This is a genomic window from Streptomyces sp. NPDC005784 (assembly GCF_042871525.1).
In the GTDB taxonomy this organism is placed as follows: Bacteria; Actinomycetota; Actinomycetes; order Streptomycetales; family Streptomycetaceae; genus Streptomyces.
In genome coordinates, this window is the sequence record NZ_JBIAIQ010000033.1 from 1 (window position 1) to 16,807 (window position 16,807).

The following is a 16,807-nucleotide window of genomic DNA, read 5'->3' on the forward strand; positions in this document are numbered from 1 at the left end:
GGCCGTCGCGGCCGAGAAGAACTCCACACTCGTCCTGCCCTTCCCGGTGGAACTGCTGCGCTTCCTGGAACGGGCGCAGTCGGGACAGCCGCCGGTGGTGGCGGAGTCACAGCGGGCGCCGCGGAGCGAGGTGCCGCCCGTGGTCGAGCCGGTCGAAACTCCCGCCGCGCCGGACCGGGTCAACGGAGTGCCGGAGGCGCTCGGCCTTCCGGAGGCGTTCGCGGACACGGACGGGCTCGGGGTCCCGGACGCGTTCGGGCTCCTGCGCGCGCCCGGGACGCCGAAGGAGCCCGGGGAACCCGACGGGTCCGGGAATTCGGACGGGTCCGGGGAAGTAGAGGGGTCCGGGAGGGCACCGGAGACGCCCGCGGGATAAATCCCGCACCCGTCCCGGGGGCCCGCTGCTAGCGTGAGGGCCATGAAGCGTGCCGCACTGAACACGACGACGCCGGAGAGTGTCCCGGCGCGCTGACCGCTGATGTGAGTCGAAGCCCCGGGGCGAGTGCCCCGGGGCTTCGCCGTGTGGTCGCTCGCCCTCCGCAAGCGAGGAGAGCACCATGAACGACCACCGCCGACTCGGCCGCGAACTCGGCCTGTTCGACACCGACCCGCTGATGGGCGCCGGCCTGCCGTACTGGCTGCCGGACGGCGCCGCCGTGCGGTACGCACTGGAGGAGTACGTCCGCGACGCCGAGCGGCGGGCGGGCTATCGGCACGTGTACTCACCGGTGTTGGGCAAGAAGGAGCTGTACGAGATCTCGGGGCACTGGTCGCACTACGGCGACGACATGTTCCCGCCGATGGAACTCGGCGGAGAGCAGATGCTGTTGCGACCGAGCCTGTGCCCCCACCACGCGCTCATCTACCGGTCCCGCCCGCACAGCTACCGCGAACTCCCTTTTCGCATGGCCGAGTTGGGTGCCATGTACCGCTCCGAGCCGTCCGGCGTGCTGGGCGGCCTGACCCGCGTGCGCGCCATCCAGCTCAATGACGCGCACATCTTCTGCACCTCGGACCAGGTCGCCGAAGAGGCGTCCGCCGCACTCGGGTTGATCCGCGACGCGTACGACGCGATGGGCATCGCCGGGGCCCGCTACCGACTGTCGCTGCCGGGCCCCGGCGGGAAGTACGTCGCCGATCCGGAGCTGTGGCGCAGATCGGCCGCGCTGCTGCGCGAGGTCCTCGACGGTTCGGGTGTGGCGTACGAGGCCGTCGAGGGCGAGGCCGCGTTCTACGGGCCCAAGATCGACGTACAGATCACCGACCCGGCGGGCCGCGAGGCCACCCTTTCCACCGTCCAGGTCGACTTCCACCAGCCGGAGCGTTTCGATCTGCACTACATCGGTGCCGACGGCGAGAAGCACCGGCCGGTCATGGTGCACCGCAGTGTGATCGGCAGCCTGGAACGGACCGTCGCGCATCTCAGCCGCCGACCTGATCGCCCTGCGCCTGCGCGACGGCCGCCGCCTCGATCCCCGGCCGGCCGACGAGATCCTGCACCGCATCGGCCGGCAGATCGAATCCCGCAGCGTCGGTCTGCTCGACCTGGCCGAGCAGACCGAGCAGACCGACTGAGCTCGCGCGGCGGGGGCGAGCCGCCAGGCCCCCGCCCCACCGTCCGCGCGACTGACCGCGCGACCGCTCACGCGGAGCGCGGCCCCGGACGGAGCCCCAGGCGGGTGACTCCGGGGCCGCATACGGACGGCTCACCCTCCACGATGGCTGAATAGTCACATTTATTTGCATATCGTCACATGATGATTCTCTCTGTACGGAGCATCGCCGCGACCTGCGCCGTGGGAGCCCTCGGTGCCGCACTCGCCGCGTGCGGCAGCCCGGCGAGCCCGGATGCCGCCCACCGGGGACACCGCGCGCCCGCCACCACCGCCACCATCGCCACGACCTCGCCACCACCCACGCTCGCGCCCGGTCCCGCCGGGCTGACCCCCGTCTTCAAGAACGCGCCGCGCACGCGGGCCAAGACCGTCGCTCTGACGTTCGACGCGGACATGACGGCGGATCAGGGGGCGCGGGCGGCGGCCGGTGAGCATTTCGACAACCCGCAACTGATCGCGACGCTGCAGAAGTTCAAGGTGCCCGCGACCGTCTTCATGACGGGCCGCTGGGCAGACGAGTACCCACGGGAGGCAAAGGACATCGGACAGGACCCGCTGTTCGAGATCGGCAACCACTCGTACAGCCACTACGCCTTCACGGACGACTGCTACGGGCTGCCGACCATGTCCGAGGACAGGATGCGCGCGGACGTGGAGCGGGCGTACGCCGCCTTCAGGCAAGCGGGGGTGCGGGACGCGATGCCCTACTTCCGTTTCCCCGGCGGGTGTTACGACCAGCGGTCGCTGCGGGCGCTGAGCGCAAGCGGGGTCACCGCCGTGCAGTGGGACGTGGTGAGCGGGGACGCGTTCGCGACGGACGCCGACGCCGTGGCACAACAGGTCCTCGACGGCGTGCGGTCCGGGTCCGTCGTCGTCATGCACTGCACGCGCAGCGCGGCGCCCGCGACCGAACAGGCGCTGCGGACGATCATTCCCGAGCTGCGTCACAGGGGCTTCCGGTTCGTGAAGGTGTCTCAGCTGATCGCCGCCGCGGGCGGACGGCACTGAGCAGCCCCACCGCTCACCCGCTCCTTGTTACTCCCCGGATCTCCGTCCCCTCGTACTCCCCGGCTGCCCGCCGCTCCTAAGCTGGAGGCATGAGCGAGGACTACTGCGCGATCGACGCGGACGGGCCGGCCGGGGAGTCCCTCCAGGCCCTCGACGCGGCGGGGCAAGCCGGGCCACCGTACGCGGAATGCATACTGTGCCGTGAGCCCACCGAGTACCCGGAGTCTCACAAGGGGATCACGTTGTGCCCCGTCTGCGCATGGCAGGAGGCACAGCGCACCGCGTGTTCGGGCTGACCGGCGTGGTGCGGGCAGCGGGCAGCGGGCAGTACCGCCGGGCGGGCGGCGCGGCGGGGGTCGCAGGTTAATGGGTCGGGGGGTCCGGTGGGCCCGCGAGAACGACCGGGGGCGGCCTCCGCAGGTACCGGACCGTCCGTTCGGAACGGATCTTCCGCCTGGCAGACTGGTGGGTGTGAGCAGCGACCCGACCTCCACCGACGACAGCCCGTTCCGTACCGAGCCCACCGTGCGCGACAAGGCACGGCAGTTCGTGCTGCCGCTGGTCGTGCACATCGAGAAGGCCTCTCCCCCGGCGCGCACCGACGCGCTGGAGACCGCGGCGCGGGCCGTGCTGACCATCCTGAGCGACGAGCGTTCGCTCGGGGACGGCGAGTGGGCGCAGGCGATGCGGGACTGGCAGGACGCCCGGATCCGCAAGGTCGTACGGCGGGCGCGCGGAGCGGAGTGGCGGCGGGCCGAGGCGTTGCCCGGCATCACGGTGACGGGCGGGTCCGCGGAGGTGCGGGTCTTTCCGCCGGTGCCGCTGGACGCCTGGCCCAAGGACCTGGCTCGACTCCAGGTGTCCGGTACGGACCTCGACGATCCGGAGCCCCCGGCACCGGCCGATCCGGCAGCGCCCGTGCTGTGGCTCAACCCGGAACTCGACATGTCGGCCGGCAAGACGATGGCCCAGACCGGCCATGGCGCCCAACTGGCCTGGTGGGAGCTGTCGGAGAAGGAGCGGACCGCCTGGCGCGACGCGGGTTTCGCCCTGTCCGTGCGGACCGCCGATCCGGCCCGCTGGCGTGAACTAACGACCTCGGAGCTGCCGTTGGTGCGTGACGCGGGGTTCACGGAGATCGCACCCGGACTGACCGTCGCCGTCGAGGGACACGACCGCGTCGGCGCCCTGCCGGAACGCGCACCGGACTCGGCGGGCTGACAGCGGGCCGACAGGAGGTGGCACCGAGGCGCTCGCCTCGGCTCCAGGCGTGCGCCGGAGCGCGCTTGACGTCGTGCGCATGCGCACCGGCGCCCGGCCGCTGGGTCCGGGGACGTCAGTCGGCCAGCGTGGAGGCGAGTTCCGTCGTGACCCGGACGAGTTCGGTGTCCGGCTCGGCGAGCAGGTGCTGGAGGCTGCCGCGGTGGGCGCGTACGGCCTGGCGGGCTTCGCGCTCCCAACCCACCCAGTTCTCACGGCGGTTGAGGAGCTTGGGATAGGCGGCGGCCGTGCGCTCCCACTGCCGGGCGTCCGCGATGTCCTTCAGGAGCTGGATTATCTGCACACGGCAGGTGACCTGCGGAAGTTCGGCGAGTTCCCAGAGGAAGGGGACGGTCGCGGCCGTCGCCTGCTCCACGACGAATCCGTACTGGCAGATTCGTTCCCTCAAGTCCTGGAGTGCGGCCCTGGCCGTTGCCGCGTCACCCCAGGCAACGGTGTTGAGCAGGACCGGGATGGCTCCCGCCGACCCCTTGGAGTCCTTTATCTCGTCCCACGACACGCGTTCCAGGTTCCTGAGTGGTGTTGCCATTTCCGCTCCCTCCGAAGGCGTCGGACAGTGTCAGGTGCGCGGGCGGGCCGACAGCCCGTCCCGGACGATCACGCTCCCCGAGGGGAGTCCTTGATACGACGTCAGCACATGGCGCTGGAAACGAGGTTGACGCCACGGCTATTATCCACGCTGACAGCGCCTTCGTGCAATTGCACGAGAAATTGCATGAAGACGGAGGGAGGCAGGGGCCACGTGAGGTCCGGCCGGGCCCGCGACCGGGCGGGCGCACACGTGGTGGAACGTCAGCAAGGAGAGTGCGTTGGTGCCATCAGTGCCGAACGGAGTGCGGGCGAGCTCGCTGGGCGCCCGCTGGATCAAGAGCAGGCACAGCAATGCCGAGGGCAACTGCGTCGAGGTGGCCGCTCTGGGCGACGGAGGTATCGCGGTACGCAACTCCCGCGACCCGGACGGTCCGGCCCTCGTCTACACCCCGGCGGAAGTGGCCGCGTTCCTGGCCGGCGCGAAGGAGGGGGAGTTCGACCACCTGCTGTGAATCGGTCCCTGATTCTCCGAACTCCGTTGAAGTGGAAGGATAGTTGTCCACTTCTGTCTCCCCATGCGGCAGAGTCAGGCGCAGTGCGATAATTTTGGCTGTCTTCTGCCGGTCGACTGGGAGTCAGGATGTCCGTCGAGTCACCCCGCGTCTCCCGCCTCGAACCGTATCTGAGCCGGGCGGAGCCCGCCCCTACTCTGCTGAAGATGCTGGTCGGCGTTCAGCTGGCCGGCGCCCGTGAGGACGCGGGCCTCTCCCAGGAGCAGGCGGCGCGGTCTCTGGGGTTCAGCGCGGCGAAACTGTCGCGCATAGAGGCGGGCAAGGGCCGCCGGCCTCCCACGGAGGGCGACGTCCGCGCGCTGCTCGAGCTGTACGGGACCGATGACTACGAGGCGTCGGTCCTGCTCAGACTCCTGAAGCGCGCCGGGGAGCCGGGGTGGTGGCAGCGCTACGACAAGCGGTTGATGCCCGAGTGGTTCGACCGGCTGGTCGGGCTCCAGGAGGCGGCCACCACCATCCGTACCTTCGAGATCCAGTATGTTCCGGGCCTGTTGCAGACTCCCGACTACACCCGGGCCGTGGTGGAACGCGGTCTGCCGACGGCGCCGGCCGGCGAGGTCCAGCGCCGGGTGGAGCTGCGGATGCGCCGACGGGAGCTGCTGAACCGGACGGACGCCCCTCATCTGTGGGCCGTTGTCGACGAGTCCGTACTGCTCCGCATCCTGGGCAGCCGCGAGGTGATGCGCGCTCAGCTGGAGCACCTCATCGAGATGGCTCAGCGTCCCCATGTGATCGTGCAGATCGTGCCGTTGGACGTCACGAACGCCTCGGCACCGGCCATCCCCGTCACGTATCTACGCTTCGGCGGCGTCGAACTGCCCGACATCGTCTACCTGGAGCACATCAGGAGCGCCAACTTCCTGGAGGACCGCGACGAGACGGAGGAGTACCGGGTGGTGCTGGACCGGCTCGCCGACGAGGCACTCAGCCCGCGCGCGTCCCTGGCGCTCCTGCGCGACACGGTCGACCAGCGCTACAGCGCTTCGCACTGACGGGTCATGCCACCACGTCACGACGGTGGCGGCGCGTCGCGTCGCACCCATGAGGACGTACAGGGGTCATGCGATGTCATGGCGCCGCGACAGGGCCCGCACGGCGGATCCTGCCGCACACCGCACACGCGGATGGGGGCACGATCCGCCGGACCGACCTCGGGCCTGGGCCGCGGCCCTAGCGGATGCGGCCGACCCCTCCGAACTCGATCCATTCCTGGGTGAGTTGGCGCGGCACGACGTCGGTGTCGGGTCGCCAGGTGGACACCTCGACGAGTCCGGGTTCGAGGACGTCCATACCGTCGAAGAACTCCGCGACATCCTTCTCCTGGCGCACGCGACCCCAGTGGCCCTGCGTCGCCGTGTCCATGAAGTCGGTGACGAACTTCCGGACCTCGGGGTCCTCGCTGACCAACTGGCACATCACCATGAAGCTGCCGGGCGCCAGCCGTTCGGCGACGCGGCCGATCACGGCGAGGGGACCGTCGGTGTCGCTGTCCGGGATGCAGTGGAACACCGAGTTGAACAGCACGGCCACCGGCTCCGAGAGGTCGATCAGCCGCTGGGTGTCGGGGTGGGAGAATATCGCCTCGGTCTCCCGCAGGTCGGCGTGGATGACGGCCGTACGGTCGTTCTGGTCCAGCAGGGCCCGGCCGTGCACCAGCACCATCGGATCGACGTCGACATACACCACCCGGGAAGCCTCGTCGACCGCCTGGGCGACCTGATGCACATTGTTCTGGGTGGGCAGGCCGGATCCATGGTCGAGGAACTGCCTGATTCCGTATCCGTCCGCCAGCGTCCTGACGACCCGCTGGAGGAAGCGCCGATTGTTCAGCGCCAGCGCGCGCGTGCTGGGCACGACCTTGTCCAGCTCTTCACAGGCCGCCCGGTCGGCGGCGTAGTTGTCCTTGCCGCCCAGGTAGTGGTCGTACATGCGCGCGGCCGTGGGCACCGTGGCATCGATCGATGTGGACAGCTGCTCGCCAGGCTGCATCGTTCCCCCAGATCCGTGTCGCGCCAACCCGACTGGCCCGACCGACAATACATATTAGGGAAACGGAAGTTGGCGTTACCAGCCCCCGAACGAAGGACACGGGAAAGGCCCTGCTGCCGGCCCGCGCCCACGTTCAGCCGGGTGGCGCGAAATGGCCGATCAGCAGGGACAGCCGCCGGTCGTGCCCCGTGCGGGGCAGAAGTCCGCCGCGCATCAGCGCGACAAGACCGTGCAGACCGCCCCAGAAGGTCTCGGTGAGGATGCCCGGGTCGTCGTCCAGGGCGAGCGGCAGGATCGCCTCCCGCAGCTCACCCAAGGCGTCCCGCACGGCGGGCGCCGCTTCGGGGGTCGCGAACGGCAGGTCGACGATGTGCGTGAACATCGCGTCGTACAGCGCGGGCCGACGCTCACCGAAGTCGGTGTAGGCCGCGCCCACGGCGGCCAGGGCCGCACCGGGGTCGGTCATCGCCGCGCGCGCGGACCGCAGTTCCTGCGCCAGTTGGGCGAAGCCCTGCACCGCGACCGCCGCCATGATGGCGTCCTTGCCCTTGAAGTGGCTGTAGAGCACCGGCTGGCTGTACTCGATCCCGGCGGCCAGCCGACGTGTGGTCACCGCGCCCCAGCCCTCGTTTTCGGCCAGTTCGCGGGCGGCCGTCACGATCAGCTGCTCGCGCTCCGCGCGTTCACTCTCTCGGCGTGCCTGGATCGACATGGCGATATTCTAGCATCGCTAGAATTCATGTCGTCACTATGCTAGCTTCATTCTTGTCCCTAGCGCTGCTAGCAAGGAGATCCGACATGCTCACTCCCACTGCCTACGGCCTGGCCATCGCGCTCGACCTCCTCGTCCTGTTCATCGGTGCGCGGTTCCTGGCGCGGCCGCGGGCGGCCGCCACCGGCTACGGCGTTCCGGCCAAGCCGGACGGCGACGCCGCCTATCTGGAGATCAAGGGACTGCGCGACGCCGTCTTCGGCGTCATGGGCCTGGCCCTGCTGGCCTTCGCCGGTGCCGGCGCCGAGGCCTGGTTCATGCTGACCGTGGCCCTGGTGCCGCTCGGCGACACCCTGATAGTGCTGCGCCACGGCGGCACGAAGGCCGTCGCCTTCGGAATCCACTTCGCCACCGCCGTACTCGTCCTCGTCAGCGCCGCTCTGCTCTTCGCCGCCTGACACGGCCCGACGGGCCCCCCGCGCCCGTCGGGCTACGCTTGGCCGACAAACGTGAAGGTGGGAGGTCCGGATGACCGGCACCCGGCTGGACGGCAGGGTCGAACGCGGCAACCGCACGCGGCAGTCGGTCCTCCGCCGCACGGTCGACATCGCCTCGGTCGAAGGACTCGAGGCGCTGTCCGTCGGACGCCTCGCCACCGAGCTCGGGCTCAGCAAGAGCGGCGTCTTCGCCCTCTTCGGATCCAAGCAGGAGCTGCAACTGGCCACCGTGCGCGAGGCCTCGCGCATCCACGTCGAGCGGGTGAACCGGCCCGCGGCCGAGACCCCGGCCGGCGTCGCCCGCGTCCGGCGGCTGTGTGAGCTCTGGCTGGAGTACTCGCGGAGCCGGGTCTTCCCCGGCGGCTGCTTCTTCTACGAGGTCGCCGCCGAGTTCGACGCCCGGCCCGGCCCCGTCCACGACGCGGTGGCCCGGGCCCAGCGGGCCTGGGCGGACCACGTCGAGCACACCGTCGTCGAGGCCCGCGACCTCGGTGAACTCCGCTCCGACACGGATGCCGCCCAACTCGCCTTCGAGCTGGTCGCGTTGATGGAGACGGCCAACGCGCTCTCCGTCCTGCACGACGAAACGACCGCCTACCGCAGGACCGGCGTCGCGATCACCTCGCGACTGCGCGCGGCGGCGACGGATCCGTCCCGGGTACCCGAACTCTCCTGACCAGCAAGAGAACTGACGCGAAGACACTTGCCGTGCTGTTCAGGGAGGTTCGGCGAAATTCCGCGGTGTTCCGCCAAAATAAATAGCACGACCGTTCGCTCAGTTTTATGCTCAGGACCACCGGAACCCGGCCGAGACGCCCCGCCCGAAACGGGCCCCGGCCGCGCGGTACCTCGACAGCGGACAGCCAGGAGGACATCGCCCATGACCATCAGCGGAGCGGACATCATCGAGCTCGACCGGATCGCCGTACAGGAATCGCTCAGGGTCGTCGCAACCGCCCGGCCGGCCGACTGGGACCGGGACACACCCTGCGCCGGGTGGACACTGCGGCAGTTGGTGGCGCACATGACCGCACAGCACCACGGGTTCGCGGCGGCCGCACGCGGCGCGGGCCGGGAGGCCGCGCACTGGCGGGAAACCGCGGCACACCGAAGCGACCCCGGGCAGGCATATCGGGCGGCGGTACCGACGGTGCTCGCCGCCTTCGCCGAACCGGGCGTCACGGAGCGGGAGTTCGACCTGCCGGAACTCGGGAGCTCCTTCCCCGGTCGCGTCGCCCTGGGTTTTCACTTCATCGACTACGTCGTGCACGCGTGGGACGTGGCCGCGTCTCTGGGCGTCGGCCTCGAACTCCCCGGCCCCGCCCTCGAAGCGGCGGCGGCCGTCGCCCGCCGCGTCCCGGCGGATCCCGCACGCAGAGGCCCCGGCTTCGCGTTCGCGCCCGCGCTGGAGGTGTCCTCCGGATCGAATCCCCTGACCGAGGCACTGCGACTGCTTGGCCGCACCCCGGACGCATGGCCGTCGGCACGCTGACTGCCGTGGACCCGGTCGCGCCGATTGAACTGCACAGCCTCCCCGCACGTACCACCAAGCACTGGCCAAGAGTTGGTATCCAATGATCAATTGATCTGCCTCGGGAGGCACCTTTGCGGCGCATCAATGGCAGCGTCCTCGTCATCGTGGCGCTCGCCGCCACCCTCGGAGCGCTCGCGTTCCCCGTGTGGTCGTACGCCGACCGCTCGGGCACGGGCCAGGCCAACCTCGCCGCCGGGACGGTGAACACCCGCTGGGGACCGCTGTCCGCCTCGGACCGCGATCTGATCGTCCGGGTGCGGCTGGCCGGTCTGTGGGAACTGCCCGCCGGACAGCAGGCCATCGAGCGGTCGCCCACCAAGGCCGTCAGGGAGGCGGGCGACCATCTGATCGTCGGGCACACCGACCTCGACAAGCGGGTGCGGATCGTCGCGGCCCAGCTCAACGTCGAGCTGCCGAACCAGCCGAACGCGCAACAGCAGGGCTGGCTGCAGGAGTTGAGCGCGGCGACGGGCAAGGAGTACGAGAGGAAGTTCGCGAATCTGCTGCGCGCCGCGCACGGCAAGATCTTTCCGGCGATCGGCGCCGTCCGCAACAGCACACGCAACACGCTGGTGCGGCAGCTGGCCAGCGACGCCAACCTGACCGTGCTCGACCACATCACCGTGCTGGAGAAGACCGGAGAGGTCGACTTCGACGCCATCGCGAACGACACGGCGGCCGCCTCGACCGCCAGCCCCACCGGTCCCCCGCCGCCGGTCATCGGCGTGCCGGTCGCCTCCGCGCCGCCCGTCCGGCCGGGCAGCGGTGTCGACGTCTCGTCGAGCCCGTCGGCGCTGCCGCCCGGCGAGGTGAACACCGCCCGTCCGGAACCCTCTGACCCTGACAACGTGCTCCGCTAGCCGGCACGGAACCTCAAATGTTGCTCTGAACGTCCGCCCCGGTGGGTTCGGCCCACGCTCCCGGGGCCATGACTCCGTCACGCCGGAACACGGGCCGTCGTGGGGGAACGACACGCAAGCAGGCCCGGTCGAGGCCGTTATGGAGGAGGGGACATGCGGCAGCAGACGCGGCTGGGTACGGGAATCGGGTGGCGGCCGGAGATCGCCGAGGCCGTGGAGCGCATGCGCGGCATCGACTGGGTCGAGGCCGTGGCGGAGAACGTATGCCCCGGCCATGTCCCCGAGTCGCTGCTGCGGCTGCGCGAGCGGGGCGTCACGGTGGTGCCGCACGGGGTCTCCCTGGGTCTCGGCGGCGCCGACCGGCCCGACGAGTCCCGGCTCGTCGCGCTCGCCGAACGCGCCGAGGCGCTGGGTTCTCCGCTCGTCACCGAACACATCGCGTTCGTCCGGGCGGGGGGCCCGCTCACCGCGTCACCACTGCTGGAGGCCGGGCACCTGCTGCCGGTTCCGCGCACCCGGGACGCGCTGGACGTCCTGTGCGCGAACGTCCGCGCGGCTCAGGCCGCGCTGCCCGTCCCCCTCGCGGTGGAGAACATCGCCGCGCTGATCTCCTGGCCCGGAGAGGAGATGACCGAGGGACAGTTCCTGTACGACCTGGTCGACCGCACCGGGGTCCGGCTGCTCGTCGATGTGGCCAACCTTCACACGAACCATGTCAACCGGGGTGAGGATCCCGCCAAGGCGCTCGACGAACTGCCTGTCGAGGCCATCGCCTACGTCCACGTCGCCGGCGGCTTCGAACGTGACGGCGTCTGGCACGACAGTCACGCCCATCCGGTTCCGCGGCCCGTTCTCGACATCCTCGCCGACCTCGCATCACGGGTGTCCCCGCCGGGGGTCCTCCTCGAACGGGACGAGAACTTCCCCGAACCGGCGGAACTGGAGCGGGAGTTGACCGCGATCCGGCGGACACTGGAGAGTGCGGGAGCCGCGACCGGAGCGACCGAGCGGGGCGCGGCCGTCCTGGTGGGCAGCTCCGAAGCCGGGCCCGACACCTCGGTCGGCACGGATTCCGGCACGGATTCCGGCACGGGCTCCGGAACCGATACCGGCGCCGAAGGCGCCGCCCGGCAGCGGCTGGCGTTGGCTCAGGCCGCCCTGTTGTCCGCGCTCGTCGCGGGGACTCCCGTGCCCGAGGGCTTCGACCGCGTACGGCTCGGGGTGCAGGCGCGCGCCCTCGCCGCCAAGCGGGCGGACGTCGTGTCGAAGGTGGCTCCGGAGCTGCCGGAGATCCTGGCGGACGGCTACCGACCGGCGTTCCTCGCGTACGCGCAGCGGCATCCGATGGCCGGCGGGTACCGGCGCGACGCCCTGGACTTCGCCGAACATCTTCTGCTCGCGGGACTCCCGGAGGGCGCGGAGACACGGCGGCTGCGCGACTGGTGGCTGGAGCGATCGGGTCCGGCCCCGCTGTCGGGGCGTTCCGTGGCCCGGCTGGCCCGCGCCACCCGCAGGGCGCTGCTGGGCCGCTGAACAAGCGCGCCGGCCGGGTCCCCACCCGCACGCCGGCCGCGGCGCGCCGCCTTGACCGGACACCCCGACACGCCACATCCGCAGAGTGTGCCCGGAGTAACACCGCTCCTTGTGAAGGTGATGCGCGCGTCCACTTCCTGACGCTTCAGGGCGGTATGACGTACGCCCGGACCCCCGCAACCAACGCCTTCCACCCTCCGCTCAATCCATTCTTCCCGTACGGCAGTTGGCGTAGCACCCGCAGTAGCAGGCCAACCCGCACCCGAAGCGCATTAGCGTGCGGTGCCGCAACAGGAGGCACCATGCGATCCAACAACCGCACCGGATCGGTCAGTGGAACAGGGCTCATCATCGCCGCTCTGCTGGCGACCCTGGTCGCGCTGGCCTTTCCGATCTGGTCGTACGCGGACCGCGCCGGCACCGGCCTGGACACCCTGAACGCGCAGACCGTGCCGACCCCGTTCGGTCCGCTCTCGGCCCTGGACCGGGACTTCGTCACCAGGGTCCGGCTGGCCGGGCTCTGGGAGCTGCCGGCGGGCCAGCAGGCCCAGGAGCGCGGCACCACCCAGGCCGTACGGACGGCCGGCGAGCACCTCATCGAGGGGCACACGTTCCTCGACGCCCGTGTCCGCAACGTCGCCGCGCGGCTCAGCCTGGAGCTGCCCAACCAGCCCAATCCGCAGCAGCGTCAGTGGCTGACCACGCTGAGCGCGGCGCACGGCACGGAGTACGACCAGGACTTCGCGAACATCCTGCGCAAGGCGCACGGCAAGGTCTTCGCCCTGGTGGCCCAGGTCCGCGCGAACACCCGCAACTCGCTCGTACGCGATCTCGCCGACGACGCGAACACCACCGTGCTCGACCACATCAAGGTCCTGGAATCGACCGGTTACGTGGACTTCGACGCGCTCGCCGAGGACACGGCGACCGCGAGCCCGCCGCCGCTCACCAACTCCCCCGCGCCGCCCGACCCGGTCCGGTCCCCGTCGTCGCCGGTCCCGGTGGCCCCGTCCTCGGGCTACCCACTCCCACCGGCCGCCGCGCGCCCCAACCCGACGTCAGCTTCCTAGATCGCGTGTCCGCACAGCCTCGGACGCCCCGTGACGCCGCCCGGCAAACGGAACGTCACATACCCACAACGGCTCCGTCCCACATAGTGAATAAGGCATGGCGCCAACCCGGTACTTCGCATAGAAAAACGCCATGTTCTGGGTCCTTCTCCTGCTCCTGGCCTGGGCGGCCACGGCCATCTCCTGCACCCGGCTGTGCCTGGCCGCCGTGCACGCCGCGACGCTCGACGCGGACGCGCCGCGCGGGCACGACCTCACGCTGTACGAGGCGGCGTTCCTGTCCGGCGGCCCGGCCCGGGTGGCCGATCTGACCCTGGTGTCGATGGCCCGGCAGCATCGGCTGCTGCTCGCGCACACCGGCTGGGCGACGGTGGTGGATCCGCGCGGGCGCGACGACATGGAGCGCTCCGTCATCGGAGCCATCGGCCCGGAGGGCCAGTCCCGGATAGCGCCGGTGCGGGCCACCACCGCCGGCGCCGACTCGGTACGCCGTCTCGCGGACCACCTGGTCGCGGCCGGCCTCGCCGTCCCCGACGGCGCCCGCACCACCGTCGCGGAGGCCGTCCGCCAGGTCCGGGCCGCAGCGGCCGCGGTCCTCGCGCTGGCGGCCACGGCCCTGCTGCTGCCTGGGCAGTCCCCCGGGAGCGAGGTTCCGGTGGCCGTCTGGTTCATGCTCCCGCTCATTCTGACGGTGAGCTGTCTCGCCATCGCCCGGATCGAGGTGCACCCCTACACCCGCTGGGCCTCCCCGGCCGGACAGCGGCTGCTCGGCACCCTGGCCCGGCACTCCGACGCATCCGGCGACGACCGTACGTACCTCACATCCGTCGCCGTACGCGGCATTCGCGCGATCGGCGAGCCGGAAGTACGGGCGGCCCTGACGCACCGGGACCACGGCACCGGCCACGGCGCCTGGCGGCAGGGGGCCGGCTGGACCCCAGGGGGCTGAAGGGCGCCCCAGGGGGGCGCATCGGGGTCATTGGCGCCGACACCGGCGGCCGGTGCTTTACTTCGCCAACTGCCGAACGAAGCATCCCTTTTGTCGCTGCCGCGCGCTGAAGGGATTCGCGATGAGAGCTGCTGTCCTCCACGGAACCGCAGGGTCCTTGCTCCTGACCGGGCTCCTCGCCGCTCCGGCGGGCGGCGCACCGGCCCGGCCCGGCCCGGCCGGCCCCGCGGAGGCGCGCGGCACCGCCGTCGCCGCCCAGCGCGCCGCGGCCGCCGGCATCCGCTTCGGCACGTGCGCGAAGGAGGAGCATCTGCCGGCCAACCTCAAGTGCGGCACGGTCACGGTGCCCCTCGACTACGCCCACCCCGACGGCAAGCGGATCAAACTGACCGTCAGCCGCGTCAAGGCCACCGCCAAGGACCCGCACAACTCGAAGCGGAAGGTGCCGCGCCAGGGCGCCCTCGTCTACAACCCCGGCGGTCCCGGCGCCTCCGGCATGTACTTCCCACTGATCGGTTTCCTCCCCGAGTGGAAGCGGATCGGGGCCGCGTACGATCTCGTCGGCTACGCCCCGCGCGGCGTCGACCGCTCCGCGCCGCTGTCCTGCCGGGACCCCAAGCGCCCGCCGAAGGCACCCTCGCAGTCCCCGACGGTCCCCTCGGAGTCGTACAAGAAGGCACGGATCGCGGAGGCGAAGGCGTACGCCCGCGGCTGCGCCCGGCGTTCCGGCGCCGCCCTGCGCCACTACACCTCGCTCAACAACGCCCGTGACCTGGACGTGCTGCGCGCCGCGCTCGGCGAGCGGAAGCTGACCTTCATGGGCGCCTCGTACGGGACGTACTTCGGCTCCCTGTACGCGACGCTGTTCCCCTCGCACGTACGCCGGATGGTCTTCGACTCGGCGGTGAACCCCGCACCCGAGAAGGTCTGGTATCAGAACAACCTCGACCAGTCGGCCGCGTTCGAGGTCCGCTGGGCGGACTTCCGCGCGTGGATGGCCCGGCACGACAAGGTGTACAAGCTCGGCCGCACGCCCGAGGAGGTGCAGCGCTCCTACGAGAAGGCCCGGGAGCGGCTGGCCGCCTCGCCCGCGGGCGGCAAGGTGGGACCCGCCCAGTTGCAGGGCGCGTTCCTGCAGGCCGGGTACTACGACGACTACTGGCCGCAGCGCGCGCTGGCGCTGTCCGCCTATCTGAAAGGTGACCCGAAGCCGCTGATCCAGGTGGCCGGACCGCATCCGGAGGCGGCCGCCGAGCAGGAGAACGGCAACGCGGTCTACACGGCCGTGGAGTGCAACGACGCGCCCTGGCCGACCGACTGGCGCACCTGGGACCGCGACAACACCCGGCTCGCGCGGGTCGCGCCGTTCGAGACCTGGGACAACGTGTGGATGAATCTGCCGTGCGCCTACTGGTCCGCGCCGCGGCAGAAGCCGCTCGACGTACGGACGCTGCCCGGGGAGCTGCCCCCGACGCTGATCCTGGCCGCCGAGCGGGACGCGGCGACGCCGTACGACGGTGCCAAGGAGTTGCAGCGGCGGCTGTGGGGGTCGGTGCTGGTGACCGAGAACGGCGCCGGTACCCATGGGATCGCCGGTGGCCCCAACAAGTGCGTCAACGGCTATCTGGACGCCTACCTGCTGGAGGGCCGGCTCCCCGAGGGGAGCGCGGCGTGCGCACCACGCCGGGAGCCGACGCCGTAGCCACCGGTCGACCGTGCCGGGGGCGCCCAGGGGACGAAGGGCGCGAAGCAGGCGAAGTCGGCGAAGGGCGCGGCTTCGGCGAGGGGCACGGCGTCGTCCAGGGCGGCCGAGCACTCCGGGACCGCGAAGACCGTCCGGGAGGCGCCCTGACAGGGATCCCGAAAACCTGAAGGCGGGCGTCCCCGGAGGGGCGCCCGCCTCTTTTTTGCTGGGACGGTCAGGCGAGGCCCGCGACCAGCTCGGCGACGTCCTTGCGGCGGCCGGTGTAGAACGGCACCTCTTCGCGGACGTGCATCCGGGCCTCGGAGGCGCGCAGGTGGCGCATGAGGTCGACGATGCGGTAGAGCTCGTCGGCCTCGAAGGCGAGGATCCACTCGTAGTCGCCGAGCGAGAACGAGGCGACCGTGTTCGCGCGCACGTCGGGGTAGCCGCGGGCCATCTTGCCGTGGTCGGCGAGCATCCGGCGGCGGTCCTCGTCGGCCAGCAGGTACCAGTCGTAGGAGCGCACGAAGGGGTAGACGCTGACGTAGTCGCGGGGCGTCTCGTCGGCGAGGAACGCCGGGATGTGCGAGCGGTTGAACTCGGCGGGCCGGTGCAGCGCCATGTTCGACCAGACCGGCTCCAGGGCGCGGCCCAGCTTCGTCCGGCGGAAGAGGTTGTACGCCTCCTGGAGCTGGTCGCTGGTCTCGGCGTGCCACCAGATCATGAGGTCGGCGTCGGCCCGCAGCCCCGACACGTCGTAGGTGCCGCGGACGGTGACATCCTTCGCGGCGAGCTGGTCGAACAGTTCCTGGACCTCGTCGGCGTAGCCGGTGCGGTCCTCGGGCAGCACGTCCTTCAGCCGGAAGACGGACCACAGGGTGTAGCGGATGGCCTCGTTGAGGTCCTTGGCCAGCTTGCCCTTGTTCGGGACCCTGCCGGACTCGGTGGTGGGGGCGTCGTCACTCATGGGG

18 protein-coding genes and 1 pseudogene are annotated in these 16,807 nt (G+C 70.9%); 15 read left to right on the top strand and 4 right to left on the bottom strand.

The features are described from left to right. From ACFYR3_RS34925 to ACFYR3_RS34945, 5 genes and pseudogenes are all read left to right on the top strand, one after another. Window positions 1-376: pseudogene (locus tag ACFYR3_RS34925) on the top strand (slipin family protein); the annotation flags it as partial. A gap of 181 nt (window positions 377-557) precedes the next feature. Further along, window positions 558-1,730: an aminoacyl--tRNA ligase-related protein gene (locus ACFYR3_RS34930; protein WP_389285921.1), complete on the top strand. Its 1,173-nt coding sequence runs from the start codon at window positions 558-560 to the stop codon at window positions 1,728-1,730. A 27-nt stretch (window positions 1,731-1,757) separates the two neighbouring features. Next, a complete protein-coding gene (locus ACFYR3_RS34935) occupies window positions 1,758-2,624 on the top strand; it encodes a polysaccharide deacetylase family protein (RefSeq protein ID WP_389286016.1) in 867 nt (288 codons plus the stop codon). An 89-nt stretch (window positions 2,625-2,713) separates the two neighbouring features. Then, entirely contained in the window at window positions 2,714-2,920 is a 207-nt protein-coding gene (locus ACFYR3_RS34940) for a hypothetical protein (protein ID WP_389285923.1), read from the top strand. A 175-nt stretch (window positions 2,921-3,095) separates the two neighbouring features. Beyond that, the gene (locus ACFYR3_RS34945) at window positions 3,096-3,845 is read left to right on the top strand and encodes a peptidyl-tRNA hydrolase (RefSeq protein ID WP_355851281.1); all 750 of its coding nucleotides are present in this window, start codon (window positions 3,096-3,098) and stop codon (window positions 3,843-3,845) included. A gap of 115 nt (window positions 3,846-3,960) precedes the next feature. On the opposite strand, the gene ACFYR3_RS34950 is transcribed toward ACFYR3_RS34945, so the two are convergent. After that, window positions 3,961-4,434 (bottom strand): hypothetical protein, encoded by a 474-nt coding sequence (locus tag ACFYR3_RS34950; protein WP_355851284.1) that lies wholly within the window; start codon window positions 4,432-4,434, stop codon window positions 3,961-3,963. A gap of 283 nt (window positions 4,435-4,717) precedes the next feature. Between ACFYR3_RS34950 and ACFYR3_RS34955 the strand changes: the two genes are divergently transcribed. Both ACFYR3_RS34955 and ACFYR3_RS34960 read left to right on the top strand, forming a co-directional pair. Beyond that, window positions 4,718-4,948 carry a DUF397 domain-containing protein gene (locus ACFYR3_RS34955; protein WP_355851287.1) on the top strand — a complete coding sequence of 77 codons (231 nt, stop codon included), beginning with the start codon at window positions 4,718-4,720 and terminating at the stop codon, window positions 4,946-4,948. A 128-nt stretch (window positions 4,949-5,076) separates the two neighbouring features. After that, entirely contained in the window at window positions 5,077-6,000 is a 924-nt protein-coding gene (locus tag ACFYR3_RS34960; RefSeq protein ID WP_355851290.1) for a helix-turn-helix transcriptional regulator, read from the top strand. A 178-nt stretch (window positions 6,001-6,178) separates the two neighbouring features. Here the strand turns inward: ACFYR3_RS34960 and ACFYR3_RS34965 are convergent, their stop codons facing one another. Further along, window positions 6,179-6,997 carry an SAM-dependent methyltransferase gene (locus ACFYR3_RS34965; protein ID WP_355851293.1) on the bottom strand — a complete coding sequence of 273 codons (819 nt, stop codon included), beginning with the start codon at window positions 6,995-6,997 and terminating at the stop codon, window positions 6,179-6,181. Between the two features lie 133 nt (window positions 6,998-7,130). After that, the gene (locus tag ACFYR3_RS34970; protein ID WP_389285926.1) at window positions 7,131-7,709 is read right to left on the bottom strand and encodes a TetR/AcrR family transcriptional regulator; all 579 of its coding nucleotides are present in this window, start codon (window positions 7,707-7,709) and stop codon (window positions 7,131-7,133) included. A gap of 86 nt (window positions 7,710-7,795) precedes the next feature. Here ACFYR3_RS34970 and ACFYR3_RS34975 point away from each other — a divergent pair, with 86 nt between their 5' ends. The 8 genes from ACFYR3_RS34975 (at window position 7,796) to ACFYR3_RS35010 (ending at window position 15,854) form a co-directional block, all read left to right on the top strand. Continuing rightward, the gene (locus ACFYR3_RS34975; RefSeq protein ID WP_355851299.1) at window positions 7,796-8,167 is read left to right on the top strand and encodes a DUF4267 domain-containing protein; all 372 of its coding nucleotides are present in this window, start codon (window positions 7,796-7,798) and stop codon (window positions 8,165-8,167) included. Window positions 8,168-8,237: 70 nt separating this feature from the next. Then, window positions 8,238-8,882 carry a TetR/AcrR family transcriptional regulator gene (locus tag ACFYR3_RS34980; protein WP_389285928.1) on the top strand — a complete coding sequence of 215 codons (645 nt, stop codon included), beginning with the start codon at window positions 8,238-8,240 and terminating at the stop codon, window positions 8,880-8,882. Between the two features lie 204 nt (window positions 8,883-9,086). Next, window positions 9,087-9,698, top strand: coding sequence for a TIGR03086 family metal-binding protein (locus ACFYR3_RS34985; RefSeq protein ID WP_389285930.1), 612 nt, complete (start codon window positions 9,087-9,089; stop codon window positions 9,696-9,698). A gap of 113 nt (window positions 9,699-9,811) precedes the next feature. Continuing rightward, window positions 9,812-10,600: a DUF4142 domain-containing protein gene (locus ACFYR3_RS34990; protein WP_355851307.1), complete on the top strand. Its 789-nt coding sequence runs from the start codon at window positions 9,812-9,814 to the stop codon at window positions 10,598-10,600. Window positions 10,601-10,753: 153 nt separating this feature from the next. Continuing rightward, window positions 10,754-12,133 (top strand): DUF692 domain-containing protein, encoded by a 1,380-nt coding sequence (locus ACFYR3_RS34995; protein WP_389285932.1) that lies wholly within the window; start codon window positions 10,754-10,756, stop codon window positions 12,131-12,133. A gap of 302 nt (window positions 12,134-12,435) precedes the next feature. Continuing rightward, entirely contained in the window at window positions 12,436-13,203 is a 768-nt protein-coding gene (locus ACFYR3_RS35000; RefSeq protein WP_389285933.1) for a DUF4142 domain-containing protein, read from the top strand. A 133-nt stretch (window positions 13,204-13,336) separates the two neighbouring features. Next, complete coding sequence (locus tag ACFYR3_RS35005; protein ID WP_356782638.1) at window positions 13,337-14,152, top strand: TIGR04222 domain-containing membrane protein; 816 nt, start codon at window positions 13,337-13,339, stop codon at window positions 14,150-14,152. Window positions 14,153-14,273: 121 nt separating this feature from the next. Beyond that, complete coding sequence (locus tag ACFYR3_RS35010) at window positions 14,274-15,854, top strand: alpha/beta hydrolase (protein WP_389285935.1); 1,581 nt, start codon at window positions 14,274-14,276, stop codon at window positions 15,852-15,854. Window positions 15,855-16,071: 217 nt separating this feature from the next. Here the strand turns inward: ACFYR3_RS35010 and hemQ are convergent, their stop codons facing one another. Beyond that, on the bottom strand, window positions 16,072-16,803 hold the full coding sequence (hemQ, locus tag ACFYR3_RS35015; RefSeq protein ID WP_355851321.1) for a hydrogen peroxide-dependent heme synthase: 732 nt from the start codon (window positions 16,801-16,803) through the stop codon (window positions 16,072-16,074). Window positions 16,804-16,807: the final 4 nt, after the last annotated feature.

Coding starts and splice junctions, on each gene's coding strand:
- ACFYR3_RS34960 (WP_355851290.1), top strand. CDS start 5,077: ATGTCCGTCGAGTCACCCCGCGTCTCCCGCCTCGAACCGTATCTGAGC.
- hemQ (WP_355851321.1), bottom strand. CDS start 16,803: ATGAGTGACGACGCCCCCACCACCGAGTCCGGCAGGGTCCCGAACAAG.
- ACFYR3_RS35000 (WP_389285933.1), top strand. CDS start 12,436: ATGCGATCCAACAACCGCACCGGATCGGTCAGTGGAACAGGGCTCATC.
- ACFYR3_RS34930 (WP_389285921.1), top strand. CDS start 558: ATGAACGACCACCGCCGACTCGGCCGCGAACTCGGCCTGTTCGACACC.
- ACFYR3_RS35005 (WP_356782638.1), top strand. CDS start 13,337: ATGTTCTGGGTCCTTCTCCTGCTCCTGGCCTGGGCGGCCACGGCCATC.
- ACFYR3_RS34985 (WP_389285930.1), top strand. CDS start 9,087: ATGACCATCAGCGGAGCGGACATCATCGAGCTCGACCGGATCGCCGTA.
- ACFYR3_RS34965 (WP_355851293.1), bottom strand. CDS start 6,997: ATGCAGCCTGGCGAGCAGCTGTCCACATCGATCGATGCCACGGTGCCC.
- ACFYR3_RS35010 (WP_389285935.1), top strand. CDS start 14,274: ATGAGAGCTGCTGTCCTCCACGGAACCGCAGGGTCCTTGCTCCTGACC.
- ACFYR3_RS34950 (WP_355851284.1), bottom strand. CDS start 4,434: ATGGCAACACCACTCAGGAACCTGGAACGCGTGTCGTGGGACGAGATA.
- ACFYR3_RS34935 (WP_389286016.1), top strand. CDS start 1,758: ATGATTCTCTCTGTACGGAGCATCGCCGCGACCTGCGCCGTGGGAGCC.
- ACFYR3_RS34940 (WP_389285923.1), top strand. CDS start 2,714: ATGAGCGAGGACTACTGCGCGATCGACGCGGACGGGCCGGCCGGGGAG.
- ACFYR3_RS34975 (WP_355851299.1), top strand. CDS start 7,796: ATGCTCACTCCCACTGCCTACGGCCTGGCCATCGCGCTCGACCTCCTC.
- ACFYR3_RS34995 (WP_389285932.1), top strand. CDS start 10,754: ATGCGGCAGCAGACGCGGCTGGGTACGGGAATCGGGTGGCGGCCGGAG.
- ACFYR3_RS34980 (WP_389285928.1), top strand. CDS start 8,238: ATGACCGGCACCCGGCTGGACGGCAGGGTCGAACGCGGCAACCGCACG.
- ACFYR3_RS34970 (WP_389285926.1), bottom strand. CDS start 7,709: ATGTCGATCCAGGCACGCCGAGAGAGTGAACGCGCGGAGCGCGAGCAG.